This window comes from Neolewinella antarctica (genome assembly GCF_011927835.1).
Lineage (GTDB): Bacteria > Bacteroidota > Bacteroidia > Chitinophagales > Saprospiraceae > Neolewinella > Neolewinella antarctica.
In genome coordinates this window covers 209339-226254 of record NZ_JAATJH010000002.1, presented here as the reverse complement: position 1 = coordinate 226254, position 16916 = coordinate 209339, and the positions used below count along the sequence as shown (strand labels likewise).

Here is a 16916-nt window from a genome sequence, read left to right as displayed (position 1 = left end):
CTTCAGCGGAGGATTTCCCCGAGCAGCGTCGGGTCTTCGTTAAGGGAGGCAAAGAGGCGCATACTGAACTGGCCTTTTTTGGTGAACAGCCGCTCGGCCATTTGGTCGATGGCGATGGTGGAAAGGACCGTCTGGAGGTAGCCCTCGATGAGATCGTCCAGCCCAATACCGAGTTTATTGAAGTCGCGCCGGTCCATGAGCATTAGCCGCGTGGCGTCGCTCGACCACTGTTCTTCACCGACTTTCTGGGATAGATTCGTCCCGAGCATCGCCCACGAATCGGCGCCGTTCTCGAGGTGTTCCGTCAGCGGTTCCGCCGCCCGCCGCGAGTAGCAACAAAGCGGACGGATGCCGGACTCAGTGCTGGATACCATCAACCGGACGTCGGTTACGTAAGTGCGATTTTTCTTATCGGGGATGGTGCCGACGTGAAAAAATTTGCCTTTCTCCGTCCCCGAGCTCCACTCCGAATTACCGATCAGGCTCTGGACGATGAAGCGTTCATAGTCGATTTCGGTGGCCATGAAGGCGTCGAGCTCGGCGGGGCTGGTGATCGTAAAGACGCCCTGGCCGGCGTTGCTGTACGGAACCTTGACGACGGCGTGCCCGCCGAGTTTGTCCACCCAGAGCGGGATTTGCGCCTTCGTCACGTCCCAGATCGTCTCCGGCGTGTGGATGTGCAGCCCGTGTTCGCGTAGTTCCGCGTTGAACAGATCGTAGGCTTTGGCCGCCATCATTTTGTTTCGACCGCCCGCAAGGCAGGCGATGATGGGGTTCAGAATCCTGGTCTTTTTGCAGGTGATCGGCAAGCGCGACCAGGGACGCTGGGTCAGGTAGCGGAACACGGCGCGAAGCGGAACCCACTCACCTTCGTGCAACGCGTGGAGTTGATCGTCTTCAAACTTGAGGTTGCGGGAGTCCGCGCCGCGGTAGTCCGTTACGTAGAGCACTTCCTCATCGAAAACGTCGGCAATGGTCTCGGCGTACCCGCTGGCTTCCATCGGGTTTTTATCGTAGACGACGGCGAGCTTACCTTCCCCCCTTCTACCTTTCTTGTTGACGAGTGGTAGGAAGGTCCGCTCGATCAACTTCTGGTAGCTGCCCTCCTCCTGGTGGTCGTCCAGTAGCGGCATGGATTTCTGACCGGAAGGGCAGGAGTTATTTTCGATGACCACCATGCGGCGGCGACCGTCGGCGGTGGTCGCGTTGATCAGGTCGGCCCCACCCCACAGGAAGTGCTTGCACTGGTAGCTGAGCAATTCGCGTAGCTTTTCCTTGTCGACCTGGGGGTTGAGGTGGCAGTAGCGGTTGACGATGCGCTCTTTGTCCAAATTGAGGAAAAAGGCCACCATGGGGTGTATGGTCGCGTTGAGCGCTTTGGGGTACCAGTGGTCCTCGGCTTTGAAGTTGCCGGGGCGGATGAGAATCGGGGGAGTGTTGGTCACGGGCGGCGGCTGCTGAGCGGAGGAGTAGTTGCTGAGTGAACGTCGTGGGGAAGCGGGGATATTGAGCGTTTCCCACCGGTCTCTCTTTTTTCCAAAAGGAAGGCAAAGGTGCCGGTTATTTTTGAATTGCAGCTACCTAAAAGTCGACGCCGACGAATTTTAACGGTGGGCCTGGTTCAGCTGTCCAGAATAGCTTGCTTGACTTCTTCCACCAGCAGTTGGTGCTCCCGGCTAAACTGATCGGACCAGGCGATTCCGCGCGCTTTCAGGTCAAAATGCTTGACCAGCGTGCCGACGTTATCGAGGCCACCTCCCGGTTTGGTGGGGTAGCCGATGACGTAGAGCGAGTCCGCTAACTCCACGGCTAACTCAATATCGTGAGTACAAAAAATGATCGTAGCTAATTCGTGGCTGAGGTTAATTAGCTTGAAGGCGTTGATGACGTTCTGAATATTACCTACGTCCAGACCGGAGAAAGGCTCGTCCATGATGATGTAGTTCGTAGAACTCAGGACCTGCTCCAGAATAGCCGTTCGCTGCCGCTGGCCACCGGAGAGCTCGTTAGGGTACTGGTCTTTGACCTGGTAGAGCCCCCAATCCTTCAGGTGCTGCGTGATCATTTTCCCCTTCTCCGTCTCGGAAACATCCTCCCGCTTCCGCATGGCGAACTCCATAGCCTGCTCGATCGTCTTGTGGCGGAACAGCACGTAGTTTTGACTGACGAAGCCAACGTCGCCCTCCCGCACGCCGCGCAAAGGTGGGTGGCCCTCCTGCTCCTGAGCATCCAAATCGGAAATGAGAATCGTACCCTGGGTTGGTTTTTCAAGGCCGGCAAGCGAACGAAAGAGTGTTGATTTCCCCCGTCCGGAGCGGCCTACGAAAGCGATCGTTTGCCCCTGCACTTGGTCCGGGCGAAGAACGTCCTTCTCCGTAAAGTTGATGTTTTGGATGATCTGCTTATCCCCGTAGGCTACGCCGACGTCTTGGACCTGGAGGATGGCTTCGGCTTGGTTGTAGGTTGGCATTTTTGGTCTTTGGTCTTTGGTCTTTGATCTGGGGTCTCTGGTCTAGGGTCTTTGGTCTGGGGTCTTTGGTCCGGTAGTTAGGGTGCTATTTTATTTCTTACTAGATTTTTGAGTAGCGGAAGAGAAGGCGGCGGAGAAAATTCAGGAAAACGTCAATGCCGAGACCGACCAACAAGATGACGATTTGGAGTGCGACGATCCGGCCGTGGTTGGCAAAGCGGTCTGAGTTTTTAATGAGGACTCCCAGGCCACCGGCGGCGATGAGGATGGATTCTACCGTCACCAGCATCATCCAGGTGATGGCCAGGTTCTGGCGGAGGACTTCGATGACGTAATCCAAGCGACCTTTGATGACGACCTCCCAGAGCACTTCCCAGCGGGAGCACTGGAGCGAGCGGGCGTGGTCCAGTTCTTCCTGAGGGATGGCGGCTACTACCCCGAGTAGAGACGTAATGAAGTAAAGGCTCATAAAGACGACCAAAACCAACACCTGCATATCCCGCGCGTCGTTCACCACCATCGCCATGTAGAAAGTGATGCCCGTCAAAGGCAAGTACCGCATCCGCGAAAGCATCACCGCTACCGGACGGAACGCCGGGATGGGCGCCAAGTAAGCCACCACCAAACTCACCACGATCGAGATCACCGTAGCCTGCGCGCACAGCCAGAGGCTCGACCCGACGTGCCGCACCAACCCCTCGTTGAACAGATCGACGAACCCAGCCCACACCAGCGAAGGCGGTGGAAAAAGCTTCGTCGCCCCCGACGTGCCGATGAACCAGAGCGCCAGCACCAGCACGATCCAGACGCCGGAGATTAGGGCCGTATGCTCTTTCGCGATCCGCTCGAAGGGCTTGAACCAGGAGGCGATGTTTAGATTGGCCATTTGTGTGGGAATAGATTTTGGGGAAATTTTAGGCGGTAGGCGGTAGGCGGTAGGCGGTAGGCGGTAGGCGGTAGGCGGTAGGCAAGTAAAATTTCTATCCTACGTGTGCCTCATTCCAGCGCTAAAATCTTGAACCAATTTTGCAATTAGATTCGTCACACTACCGCCTACCAGCCTACCGCCTAATTTCCTACCGCCTAACAGACTACCAGCCTAATTAAGCAACGTAACCACCACCCGGCGATTCTTTGCCCGCCCCTGAGAAGTACTATTATCCGCTACCGGACTAGCCTCCCCCTTGCCTTCCACCTTCTGGAAACGACTAGCGGGAATACCCTTCTGGATCATATAAGTCTGCACCGCCTGCGCCCGGTTCTGGCTGAGGATGAAGTTATTATCCGGGTTACCGACGTTGTCCGTGAAACCGACCATTTCGAGCTTGGCGTCTTCGGCCTGGATGAGTAGGTTGAAGATCTGGTCGAGCACGTCAGACGCGCCGGGGCCGAGGGTCGCGCGTCCACTACCGAAATTAATGTTCCACTCCCCTTCGGCGAGGACGGAACGGGCTTTTCCACTGTAATCCGTCGTGTAAGCTTCACCAGCTTCAATGTCGCGGACGGCCTTGACGTAATCCAGGTTCACTGCTTCGTCGTAGGGGATGATCCGCTTCACGTTCTGGTTAAAACCGGCGGGGTTCAGCTCCTTGAGGTAATAAGACACTTGGTCGTACACTGCCTTGTAGCGATTCACGCCGTCTTCCATGCCGTAGTACTGGCGCGCATCGGCCAGGTTGAAAACGCGGGAGCCGCCCATGTTGTAGCTGATGCCGCCTTTTTCGCCTTTTTGCCCCTGGAACATGTCGTACCAGTAGTCGGCATCCTCCATTTCGTAGGTGGTCGTGACGGCTTCGGCCGCGCGGCGGCGCCAGTCGTCGAACAACTTCATTTGGTTCGAGCTCGTATAGCTGGCCTTAAGAATGTTACTCACGATTTCCGGGTTCTCTTCACACCATTCCTTGACCGCGATGACGGTCGTAGCCATTTGGTTATTGAATTCCTTGGTAGAAACGATGTCGGTGTAACCATCGATCGCGTCAAAGACCATCTTATCGCCCGGCGTCCAGGTGGCGCAACCGTCGATGGTTTTGTTGACCGTGCGGCCGGTGAGTTTACCGTCCTTGATTTCCTTGAGGGGGATCGTCCAGCCTTCGTTGACGGACTTAATCAGTTCCTTCGCGGATTCGATGTAGTCGTCGTTCGCCGAGGCGTAGAAGTTGACGGCTTCGGGGTCGTAGGTAGTCGGGTCGGGGTTGACGGGGATGCCGTTTGCGAAAGCATAATTCACCGTCGTCACCCAGTCACCGTCACCAATTACCGTAGAGATGAGTGCGCCGCGCATGGATTGCGGGTCCATCTTCCACTTCGGTGGGCCGATCAGTTTGTCCTCGCCGTAGCTGAGGCCGACCGCACCGACCACCTGCACGTGGTATTTGTCCTCGCCGTACTTGTCGTTCAGGGCCTGCTGGACGGACGAGATGTAATAAGGCGCGCCGTCGCCCATCATCATGATGGCGAACACGCCCTGGTCGGGGTTGGCTTCGCCGGCGTCGAATTCCTGTACGAATTTCATTTGTAAGTTCCGCAGTTCCGAGAGCCAGTCCTGGCGAATGATCTCCAGGTTCACGTTATTGGCTTCCATCATCGAGCCTTCCGTCGTGAATGGCCCGCCGTTCGCGCCGATGATGCCGGACTGCGCGTTCCAGGCGTAAGCGGCCATTCTCGTCAGCGGTAGGTCACGGACTTTGCTCGAGCGTTGGGTGCCCGCGAGCGGTAGTTTATCCGCGTTGGTGATGTTATTGACGTCACTCCCGTCGACGTTAATCCCGTCGAGCTGTTGCGATTCTTCGATCTGCACGTCCGGCGAAAACTGCCAGAGTAGAAAGCCCACGACACCGACGATGAGAAAGGTGATGAGTAGCTTAGAGAGGGTAGTGAGTTTCATGACGAATGGTGTTTGTTGTGTAGTTGTCCGGGCCGGCTGCCACGGTAATCTGTAATGGATACGCCGCCGTTAACGATCCGAAGATAGTTACCCGGCCCGCACCACGCCAATCATAGCTTCGTATTTACGATAAGCCCGGGTAGATGCCGATGAACGTCCGCGGGAAATCGACGAACGGTAACGGGGTAAAGTTATTAAAAAGTGGGGTTCACGGGAGATTTGACGTTTGGGCGCGGTCGCAGGTGCAGGGTAATTCGGTAAAAGAGCAAAGAGCAAAGAGCAAAGAGCAAAGAAACAAGACCGTACACTCTACTCACCTGCGCAAGCTTATGTATCCCACCAATCTATTCCTGGATCGTCCTCGAAGTTCCGCTTGGTACCAGCTAGGCCCGGAGGGTCGTCTCTCGTAGCGTGGGGTGCAGCCCCACGTTTTCGTTTACCAACCAAAACAGTCACCGTCAAACAATCCCCCCCGAAAAAGCGTCCCACCAAAGCATAAAACCATCAACCATCGAGGATCAAAATAAGCGGCCCCATCTGGCGGGAACATTGCCCAACCCAACGGCAAAAGACCTCCGCGGCAACATCGAGAATTTCCTCGGCATGGCCCGCGTGCCGGTCGGCCTGGCCGGTCCGATTCTGATGAACGGCGACCACGCAAAGGGTGAGTTCAATATTCCTCTGGCAACGACCGAAGGGGCTTTGGTCGCCTCCTTTTCCCGCGGCATGAAAGCCATCACCGTCGCCGGTGGCGCTACCGTAAAGGTCATTACCGAAGGTGTTCAACGCGCTCCTTACTTCGAACTCGTCGACCTGACCACCGCCGTTAGCTTCCTTACCTGGGTGCAGCAGCACCACGCTGATTTCGAGCGTATCACCGGCGAACACAGCCGCTACGCTAAGCTAACCACCATCTCCCCCACCCTGGAGGGCAACGCCGTTACTCTCCGCATTTCCTTCACTACCGGGGATGCCGCCGGACAGAACATGGTCACCATCTGTACCGACCGGATTTGCCACTACATCGCCAAGCATTTCCCGGGGGAGGTCACTAACTGGTACTTGGAAGTCAATGCTTCCGGTGATAAAAAGGCTAATTACGCCAGTTTCCAGTCCGTCCGTGGTAAGCGGGTCTGCGCGGAGCTCGTTCTGCCGAGAAAAATCGTTGTTGACGTTCTGAAAACCACGCCCGAAAAGATCGACCACTTCGGCCGCGCCGCCTGCTACGGTGCCCTTCAGACGGGTACGATCGGGGTCCACGCTCACCTCGCAAATGGTCTGGCCGCGCTGTTCATCGCCTGTGGGCAAGATGCTGCCTGCGTTGCCGAAGCGGCCGTTGGTACGGTAAAAATGGAGTTGACCCAGGCGGGAGATTTGTACGCTTCCATCACGCTTCCCAACCTGATCGTGGGAACGGTGGGTGGTGGCACCGGCCTGCCCACCCAAAGAGAATGCTTAGAAATTATGGACTGCTTCGGTGCGGGGAAAGCTAATAAATTCGCTGAAATCACGGCGGGCGTTTGCCTGGCGGGGGAACTTTCAATTCTCGCCGCACTATCGGCCGGTCACTTTTCTTCGGCGCACGAGCGGCTGGGGCGGAAGGCCGTTGCTAAATAGTTTGCTTAGAGAACCCTTCATCCAGACGCTCGGAGGACTCCCGGCGCTGCGCTACGGGAGACGCTCCGAGGATCTCTAAGCTCAGCTATTTCTGACAAGATTAGGTCCTCGGAGCGTCGATTTCAGGAAGGTAGCAAAGCGAAACTCCTGAAATTGTCCTCCGAGCGTCCGGGGGGTCACCGGTAAATTCACTACTACTCAGCTAGGGCGATCACGTCTTAAGCCAACTCCGGAATCAAAAACTGCCCGGTATAGCTTTCCTCGACCTTAGCCACCTGCTCCGGCGTCCCCTTAGCCACCAGCGTGCCCCCGCCCCGGCCACCTTCCGGCCCCATGTCGATCAGGTAGTCCGCAACCTTGATCACGTCCATGCTGTGCTCAATCACGATGACGGTATTTCCCTTGTCGACCAAGCCCTGGAGAACGCGCAGTAAGTACTGAATATCCTCAAAGTGTAGGCCCGTGGTAGGTTCGTCCAGAATATAAACCGTCTGCCCGGTAGCCCGCTTACTGAGTTCTTCGGCGAGTTTGACCCGCTGCGCCTCACCACCCGAAAGCGTCGTCGCCCGCTGGCCGAGGGTAATGTAACCGAGACCGACGTCCTTCAGCGTCTTCATCCGCCGGTAGATCTTCGGAATGGCCTCGAAGAAATCCGACGCTTCCGCGACGGACATGTTCAGCACGTCGTTGATGCTCTTGCCCTTGTACAGAATCTCCAGCGTCTCCCGGTTGAAGCGTTTACCCTGGCAGGTTTCGCACTGGACCTCCACGTCCGGCAAGAAGTTCATCTCGATCGTCCGCATCCCGCTGCCCTTGCAGGTTTCGCAGCGGCCGCCCTTGACGTTGAAACTGAACCGGCCAGGTTTGTAACCACGGATCATCGACTCCGGCAACTTCGTAAACAACGCACGGATGTCCGTAAACACACCGGTATAAGTAGCCGGATTCGACCGCGGCGTCCGCCCGATTGGTGACTGGTCGATGTCGATCACTTTGTCGATGTGATCCAAGCCCTTGATGGTTTTGTACTCCAGCGGCCGCTTGACCGAGTTGTAGAAGTGCTGGCGGAGAATGGGGTAAAGCGTCTCGTTGATCAGCGTTGATTTCCCCGAACCACTCACGCCCGCTACGCAGGTAAAAGTCCCGAGCGGAATCTTGATATTGACGTTCTTTAGGTTATTACCCTTGGCACCTTTCAGTTCCAGATACTGTTTAGGGTGGCCTTTGCGGCGCTTCTCCGGGATCTCAATCTTCTTACGCCCGGCCAGGTAGTCGCTCGTAATACTCCCGGCATTTTTTTGCAACAAAAACTCTTTCGGTTTACCGGCCGTCACGACTTTACCGCCCTTGATGCCGGCACCGGGACCGAGATCCAATAAGTAATCACTCGCCATCATGATGTCCTTGTCGTGCTCGACGACGAGGACGGTGTTACCGATGTCCGTCAAATCCCTTAGCGCCTGGATCAAGCGCTGGTTATCCCGTTGGTGCAACCCGATACTCGGCTCATCCAGGATGTAGGTAATGCCCGTCAACTGACTACCGATCTGCGTCGCCAGTCGAATACGTTGAGCTTCGCCGCCGGAAAGCGAGCGGCCGGGGCGGTCCAGGCTCAGGTAGCCGAGGCCCACGTGTAGCAAGAAGCGTAGACGGAAGCGGATTTCCTTAAGGATGTCCGTGGCGATTAGCGTCGTGCGCTCGTCGAGGCCAACCTCGGCCGTGTCCATCCATACGCCTAATTCGCCGAGGTCCATGCGGGCTAGGTCGCTGATTGTTTTGTCCTTGATCTTGTAGTGCCGGGCTTCGCGGCGGAGGCGGTCGCCATCGCAAGTCGGGCAGGTGTCGATGGTCATGAAGTCCTCGGCCCAGGTGCGGATGCGCTCGCTGGTCGTTTCTTCGTACCAGCGGCCGATCATGGCGACGAGGCCATTCTTTTCGACGTCCCAAACCATGTCGTGGGCCGTGCGGTCGTACTTGCTTTTCTTCTGGCGGCCGGCCTTCTTTTTCGCGCCGTAAAGGATTACGTTCAGTCCCTCCGCCGGGATCTTTTCGATCGGGTCAGAAAGCTTGAATTTGTAGGTCTTGGCGATGGCTTTTACCTGCTTAAAAGTAGTATTCTCCCGGTTTTCACCGAGGGGGACGAGACCACCCTTGTTGATACTTTTTTTGCGGTCCGGGATGATCTTTTCAATGTCCGGGCTATTCAGATTTCCTAATCCACGGCAAGTTTTACAGTAGCCGTAGGGGGAGTTAAAACTGAAGGTATTCGGGCTCGGCTCTTCGTAACTGATGTTGTTTTCCGGATCCATCAGGTTCTTGGAAAAGGTGCTTACTTCTCCGGTGTCGTCGTTCTGGATAAACAGTAGTCCGTCGCCCATTTTGAGAGAAGTCTGGAGGCTCTGGCTGAGTCGCTCCGCGCGTTCGGGGCTCATCTTGATACGGTCGACGACGAGCTCGATGTCGTGGACTTTGTAGCGGCTGACCTGCATGCCTTCCTTGAGGTCCTGAATCTCACCATCCACGCGCACCTTCGTGTAGCCTTGCTTACGGACTTGCTCGAACAGCTCCCGATAATGCCCCTTCCGGCCCCGAATCAGCGGTGCGAGAACAATGATTTTCTTGCCGGCGTAGCGTTCCGCGATCTGTTGCTTCATCTGCTCCTCGGTGTAGCGGAGCATGGGCTCGCCCGTCACGTAGGAATAGGCGGTGCCGGCGCGGGCGTAGAGGAGGCGGAGGAAGTCGTATATCTCGGTCACCGTCCCCACTGTGGAGCGCGGGCTGCGGTTGGTCGTTTTCTGCTCGATCGAAATAACGGGACTAAGGCCGGTGATCTGCTCGACGTCGGGCCGCTCCATCGTGCCCATGAACTGGCGGGCGTAGCTGGAAAAGGTCTCCATGTAGCGCCGCTGCCCTTCGGCGTAGATCGTGTCGAAGGCCAGGCTGGATTTACCCGACCCGGAAAGGCCAGTAATCACGACGAGTTCGTTGCGCGGGAGTTCCACGCTGATGTCCTTCAGGTTATGCTCCTTGGCGCCGATGACGGTCAGGAAGCGTTCGGAGTGCGGGAGTTCGTTTTTCTTGGCTTTCTTACGCTTTTTGGTTTCTTGCGTGGTCGCGGGTGCGGGGTCTTGTTGGATAGGAGCGGGGGATATTGGCATACGGGGGTCGGGCGCTTGTGGACGTCCTTTTTACCAACCTCGGGGCTTGGGTTTAGGTTTTGTTACGGTACGTATTTCCCGGATCGACAATGGCCAAGCCTCTTTGCTCCTTACGCTTCTCCTCGGCACCCGCGACCGCGCCCATCACGTATTTATCGGCACTACGAGTCATTTTTATATCTTTAGGGCCTCTCGATTATAAACCTATTTCTTATGCGTTTTTTGTTTTTGCTCCTGGCTCTAGCCGGTACGCCTCTCCTTGCACAAAATTGTGGTGATGACTGCGGCTCCATCAGTGGATTAAATTGGCTGGATGAGAACCGCGATGGCATACGCCAGGATAGCGAAAGTCTCACCATTACCGAAGTGAAACTATACGGGAATGATGGATCCACGTTGATTAGTGAGAAAAGTGAATTTAGCGGGGAATATACTTTTACGGATTTACCCCCCGGAGATTACACCCTCGAGTTCGAACCACCCGGCGGGTTTGCTTTCTACTCAACACTCAGCAAACAAGGTAGCGATCCAGCACGTGACAGTGACGCAACCGACGTGAACGAGGGTGAATACAACGTGCAGATCACCTTAGGGGCGGGCCAGGAAATAAATACGGACGCCGACGTAGGCTGGATAGTAACAGAGAGCCCTTCCGTGCGCACGGTTCGGGAGGCCACCTGTGCAAATCCAACGGGGGCGGTGGAGGTCATAATTAAAGGACGCGCTCCCGCAATTATTTTTGTGGATGGTCAGCCAGTACCCCGGACCGGTGAGGCTACGCTGCTGGATAGCTTGACGCCCGGTGGACACTATCTCGAAATATCTCTTGGTAAATCCAGAAGACTCAGTAACGGAACTTTAATCTACGAAGCTCAATCTGTACAGAATATTTTTGTTTCAGAACCCTTCCCCGTTGAAGTGATAAAAGCTGGGTCGGAATGCATCGACCCCACTCTCGTACGGCTAGCCGTAGCGCCAATTGACTCTTCAAGTTTTGCCAGCTACGAATGGAGTGATGGCTCGACCGACTCAGTAGTGCGGCAGCCAGTGGTTGGTGAAAGCTACAGCGTTACCGTTACACTGGACGATGGCTGCCAGGCGACCAGCGAATTTCCCTACCGGGTTAGGGCTACTCCTTACACCTTCCCCCAGGACAGTATTATCCGCCTGGACTGTGTAACTGGCTTAGCGACAATTGCATTGCCAGAAAGTATTTCTCAAGCCGTTGAATTCAGATTACGCCCCCCCGATGCCGGGCGGGGCGACCCCGCCAGCGAATTCACCGTCGATAAGCCTGGTTTTTATTCGCTCAGTCCGGGCCCCGGCAGTTCTTGCGCGGTGTCTGGCGAGTTTGAAGTCCTGGATGATCGGCTCACCGGCATGGTGCTACGTCAGGAGAGGATCGACTCGTGTCTGCTCGACGCAAATAACTTGTTCGTATCCCACCCAACCACCACTGATTTCTCCAAAACCCACACGTTCAACTTCCGCGGTCCGGCGGACTCGATTGTTCCCGATCCACAAAAAACTTGGTTCGCGGATCTCTACGGCGCGCTGCCGGGGCTTTATTTCGTCGACGTCACCTCCGAATGCGGCGATACCACCCTTTCCACGCTCGTAGTAGCCGCCGACACCTGTGAGTTCATATCGAACGTGAGCGGCTTAGTCTACCTGAATAATGACGGATTGTGCGACGACTCCTCGAACTCGGCAAGCACGGCCATACCCCGCGCCAACGTTAGCCTGACCAACGACGGTGGCACCAGAAACTACCTGTTCCAAACGGACGATGATGGTTACTGGGAAGGACGCATCGTACCGGATACCTACCGCATCACCGTCCTCACGCCGCGGGATAGCTCGCTCGTAGCCTGTCCGTCTTCACGGTCATTCTACACCTTTCCCCCCGGCCTCGTAGCATTCATCCCTTTGGCGATGATCGAAGTGACGGACTGCGCAAGCCTGTCGGTCGACGTGGTCAGCCCGCGTTTCCGGGTTTGCTTCGAAAATAAGGCTTACGTCAGCTACGCTAACCGGGGTGGTCAGATGGCAGAGAACGCCCTGCTCAGGGTAACCGTAGATCCGCTTTTCGAGGAAGTGACCGCTACGCAAAATTTTACCCGCTCCGGCGACGTACTGACTTTTGATTTGTCCGATCTCCCGGCGCTCGGGCGGGGCCAGCTTCAGCTCGGCTTTAAAGTAAGTTGCGAGTCTATCCGCGGACAGTTACACTGCCTGAAGGCCGAGATTTCGAGCGATAATGATTGCAACCCCGGTACCGGCCGGGCACTGCTTGACGTAACGGCTGCCCCCTGCGACGGAGATAGTCTCCGCTTCAACATTACCAACGTCGGTACGGTAGCCATGAGTAGCGACTTGGAATACTTCGTTTACGTGGATGCGGAACTGGACGAAAACGAATCCAAAAGAGTAGCCGGACTAGCGGCGGGGCAAAACCTGGGCTTAACCTTCCCCGCTACGGGTGCAACGGTGCAGGTCGTGGCCAGGCAGGCCACTATGGGCGGGATAGGCTCAGCTTATCCGTCCGCGATCGTGGAAGGCTGCGGTGGGATCATGATCGGGGCGGGCGTTCAGATCAGCTCCGATAACGGATTTGCGGGGCGCAGTATTTACTGCCGGATTAACACCGGCAGTTTCGATCCGAATGAGAAACGCGTGTTCCCGACCGGCCTCGGCGATCTGGGGGACGTTCCGCCGGGGACGCGCCTGACCTACGAACTCCACTTTCAAAACACCGGCACCGATACTGCCTTTACGGTCGTCATCCGCGATGTTCTTCCCGCTGAGCTGGACGTAGCGACGATTGAATTCGGCGCCTCCAGTCACGATTACGACGTGATGATTGATGACGGACGGGTGCTCACTTTTACTTTCAACGATATCTTGCTGGTGGACAGCTTTACTAACGTAGCCGGCAGTATGGGGGTGGTGAGTTTCTCGATCGACCACGTTGAGACACTGGAGAGAGGTGATGAATTCCAAAATCGTGCGGGTATTTATTTTGATTTCAACGAGCCCGTCATTACGGAATTCGTGCGTACGCGCATTGTGCCATTACCCTCGTTAATTAATTCTTTGGTTCCGGAATTTAGAAATTTCCCCGTCCGCATCGAGTTGTTTCCTAACCCCGTCGGCAATGAACTCCAGGTTGAATTGCCGGATTTGAACGGGCCCGTTGACGTTAGTTTACGAGTCATAAACGTATTTGGTCAGACGGCAGGAACGTACCCTTATTTCAAGCAGGGTGATCCGATTGACGTTAGTGCGCTACCCGTTGGCACTTACGTTCTGGTGGCACAAAGCGGGGGCCACGTCATCGGTAGAAAGCAATTCGTAGTTGCTCGGTAGCGGGTGCTGGGTTTATTAAAAATAGCAGCGCACCGACGTGGGCGCACGTGCGCTAGATGCTCACGAACGTCCGGTTTCGTCGAATTTAGGGTGCGAGTTTCGGTTTTATGGTGATTTGTATTCCTTGAGTGAGTGTTGGCCGTTTTGCGCTCCATTCTACGGATCTCCGCGCGCCCATCCAGATAACTGATGGAGCCGCGCTCAAACGTGCCATTTGTCGGCCCCACGTATTATCGATTTGCAAATTTGTATATCTTTGGGGCCTCTCAGTTTATAAACCTACTTCACATGCGTTTTTTGTTTTTGCTCCTGGCCCTAGCCAGTACACCTCTCTTTGCACAAAATTGTACCGAAAATTGTGGGTCCATTAGCGGACGTAGTTGGTTCGACATGAACCGCGACGGCATCCGTCAGGAGAAAGAATTACCGGTCCCCGGCCGGGTGGCGTTATTTCAGGACAGGACGGCACAGCCACTCGAAATCGACATCGAAGAAGACGGCACTTATGCTTTCAACGACTTAGCCGCCGGCACCTACATTATTGAGTTTCTCCCCCCGACGCCAATCGTGTTCGCAACATCCCGTAAGCAGGGCGACGACCCGACGCGTGATAGTGACGTCAACGCCGGAAGCTTTGAGGTGGAGATTGATTTGGCAGCAAACCAGGACGTCACTTCGGACGCGGACATTGGCTGGTTGTTACTAGACGTTTTCGTACGTACGCTCCGGGAGCCCAGTTGCGCTAACCCGAGCGGGGATTACGAAGTGGTCAGTACCAGCCTGAGCAGCGCGGAGCTCACCATCAACGGCGAATCCGTCCCCACGCCGGGCGACACCCTGATCCTGGACGAACTGGTTTCGGGCAATAACGAATTCACGGTATCCTTCGCGGGCAACTCGGCCAGCTTTAGTTTCGTGGTCCCCCCGGCCACGCCCCCACTCAAGCTGACGCAAACCGGCTCGCACTGCACGGACTCTACGCAGGTGCACCTAGCCATTGAAGCCATTGATTTCGCTAGCGCCGTGAGCTACCAGTGGAGTGACGGCTCGACCGATTCCATCCTGCGCCAACCGGTTGTCGGGCAGCGCTACGACGTGACCGTATCCCTGGACAACGGTTGCGACGCCTTCGGTAAATACGTAGCTAAGCCCACCAAATACGTCTTCCCGCAACCAAGCATTTTTAGACTGGACTGCGCGACCGGCCTCGACACCATTACGCTACCGGAAAGCTTTTACAAATTAGTTGAGTTCCAACTACGCGAGCCCGGTTCCGACTGGGGCGCTTCCGCCAACGAATTCATCGTCGATCGTCACGCTAATTACGCGGTACGTCCTGCCCCCGGTAGCTCGTGCGCGGTTTCTGGTGGCCTGCAGGTCGTGGACGGTCGACTCGCCGGTCTGTCCCTACGCGAAGAAAGGATCGACCCCTGTTTGCTCGACGCCAACTACCTGTTCGTTGACCACCCGACCACACCCGATTTTTTCGACAGTCACGAATTTAGCTTTCGTGGCCCGGCCGATTCGATCGTACCGGACCGATCAACAAGTTGGTTCGCCGATCTCTACGGTGCGCAACCGGGCACCTACTCCGTCGATGTCACCTCCGAATGTGGCGATACCACCCTGTCCACCATCGTAGCGACCGCCGACACCTGTAAATTAATCCCGAACGTAAGTGGCGTAGTCAGTCTGAACGAGGATGGCTCGTGCAATGGCTCGTTGGACGACGCGGGCCCGAGCATACCCCGCGTCAACGTGAATCTTACCAACGACGACGGCACCCGCGCCTACCTCTTCCAAACGGACGATACGGGTTACTGGGAAGGACGCATCCCGCCGGATACTTACCGCGCCAGCGCAGCGAAGCCCCAGGATGGATCACTCCTCCCCTGCCCGTCTCCGCTGCCATCCTACACCGTCAACCCTGACTTCGAAACTAAAATAAACCTGGCAATGGCCGAAGTGGCGGATTGCGCTAGCCTCAACGTCGACGTCACCAGCCCGCGTTTCCGAGTTTGCTTCGACAACCGGGCTTACGTAAGCTACGCTAACCGGGGCGGTGAGGTAGCGGAGAATACCGTACTGGAAGTGACCGTAGATTCACTATTCGATGAAGTGACGGCTACGGAAACATTCACCCGTTCCGGCGACGTACTGACGTTTGATCTAGCCGATTTGCCCGCACTCGGGCGGGGTCAACTGCGCATCGACTTTAAAGTGAATTGTGATGCCATCCGCGGGCAACTGCACTGCATCAAAGCCGAGATTTCGAGCGATAACGCCTGCAACCCGGGCGACGAGCGCGCGCTGGTCGACGTAACGGCCGACCCGTGCGACGGAGATAGCACCCGCTTCAACATTACCAATATCGGTACGGAAGCGATGGCCAACGCCCTGGAATACTTCGTTTACGTGAATACGGAACTGGACGAAAGCAGATCTAAAAGAGTAGCTGGCCTGGAAGCAGGTGAGACGCTGACGCTGAGTTTCCCGGCCACGGGCTCGACGGTACAGGTCGTGGCCAGACAAGCCACCGCGGCGGGTGTTGGCTCGGCTTATCCTTCCGCAATCGTGGAGGGTTGTGGTGGAGTAATGACCGGATCGGGCGTTCAGATTAGCTCCGACAATGGATTCGCGGGGCGTAGCATTTACTGCCGGACGAACACCGGCAGCTTCGACCCCAACGAAAAGCTCGTATTCCCCGTCGGGCTCGGTGAAATGGGCGACGTTCCGCCGGGCACGCGGTTAACTTATGAGCTTCACTATCAGAACACCGGCACCGACACTGCCTTCACCGTCGTTATTCGCGACACCTTACCCGTTGAGCTGGACATCGCGACCATCGATTTTGGTACTTCGAGTCATGATTACAGGGTGAGAATCGACAGCGGGCGGGTGCTGATTTTCACTTTTGACAATATTTTACTGGTAGATAGCTTCACGAACGTCACCGGTAGTATGGGCGTCGTAAAATACAAGATCAACCACGTCACGACCCTGGAGCGAGGTGACCAATTCCGGAACCGGGCGGGTATTTATTTTGATTTCAACGATCCCGTGATCACGGAATACGCGCGTACGCGTATCGAGCCCTTGCCTTCCCTGTTCAGTTCGCTGACTGATGACTTGCGCGATGCTGCGATAAAAATCGAGCTGTTCCCCAACCCCGTAGGCGCTGAACTTCGGGTTGAGCTGCCTGAGTTGAAAGTGAATGCCAACGTTAGTTTGCGCACCGTCGACGTGTTTGGCCGCACGGTGGGGACGTACGCCTATCCTGGTCGCAATCAGCCGATTAATGTCAGTGCGTTACCCACTGGTCCTTACGTTTTGGTGGTTGAAAGTAATGGCCAAATCATCGGTAGAAAGCAGTTCATGGTGGCTCGGTAGCGGGTGCGAAGGAAATTGGGGAATA

The 16916-nt window shown here is 56.0% G+C and carries 8 protein-coding genes; 3 read left to right on the top strand and 5 right to left on the bottom strand.

Going from position 1 to position 16916, the window contains the following annotated elements:
- Positions 1–2: 2 nt before the first annotated feature.
- The 4 genes from GGR27_RS06245 to GGR27_RS06230 form a co-directional block, all read right to left on the bottom strand.
- Positions 3–1445: an ATP-grasp domain-containing protein gene (locus GGR27_RS06245; RefSeq protein ID WP_168036561.1), complete on the bottom strand. Its 1443-nt coding sequence runs from the start codon at positions 1443–1445 to the stop codon at positions 3–5.
- Positions 1446–1621: 176 nt separating this feature from the next.
- On the bottom strand, positions 1622–2470 hold the full coding sequence (locus tag GGR27_RS06240) for an ATP-binding cassette domain-containing protein (RefSeq protein WP_168036560.1): 849 nt from the start codon (positions 2468–2470) through the stop codon (positions 1622–1624).
- Positions 2471–2570: 100 nt separating this feature from the next.
- On the bottom strand, positions 2571–3356 hold the full coding sequence (locus tag GGR27_RS06235; protein WP_168036559.1) for an ABC transporter permease: 786 nt from the start codon (positions 3354–3356) through the stop codon (positions 2571–2573).
- A gap of 213 nt (positions 3357–3569) precedes the next feature.
- Positions 3570–5357 carry an OmpA family protein gene (locus GGR27_RS06230; protein WP_168036558.1) on the bottom strand — a complete coding sequence of 596 codons (1788 nt, stop codon included), beginning with the start codon at positions 5355–5357 and terminating at the stop codon, positions 3570–3572.
- A gap of 549 nt (positions 5358–5906) precedes the next feature.
- Here GGR27_RS06230 and GGR27_RS06225 point away from each other — a divergent pair.
- Entirely contained in the window at positions 5907–6974 is a 1068-nt protein-coding gene (locus tag GGR27_RS06225) for a hydroxymethylglutaryl-CoA reductase (protein WP_245184468.1), read from the top strand.
- Between the two features lie 218 nt (positions 6975–7192).
- Here GGR27_RS06225 and uvrA read toward each other — a convergent pair whose 3' ends face one another.
- On the bottom strand, positions 7193–10132 hold the full coding sequence (gene uvrA / locus GGR27_RS06220) for an excinuclease ABC subunit UvrA (protein ID WP_168036557.1): 2940 nt from the start codon (positions 10130–10132) through the stop codon (positions 7193–7195).
- Between the two features lie 213 nt (positions 10133–10345).
- Here uvrA and GGR27_RS06215 point away from each other — a divergent pair, with 213 nt between their 5' ends.
- Together GGR27_RS06215 and GGR27_RS06210 are read left to right on the top strand one after the other, a co-directional pair.
- Positions 10346–13501, top strand: a complete 3156-nt coding sequence (locus GGR27_RS06215; RefSeq protein ID WP_168036556.1) for a DUF7619 domain-containing protein — start codon at positions 10346–10348, stop codon at positions 13499–13501.
- A 288-nt stretch (positions 13502–13789) separates the two neighbouring features.
- Positions 13790–16891, top strand: a complete 3102-nt coding sequence (locus GGR27_RS06210; RefSeq protein WP_168036555.1) for a DUF7619 domain-containing protein — start codon at positions 13790–13792, stop codon at positions 16889–16891.
- Positions 16892–16916 lie beyond the last annotated feature (25 nt).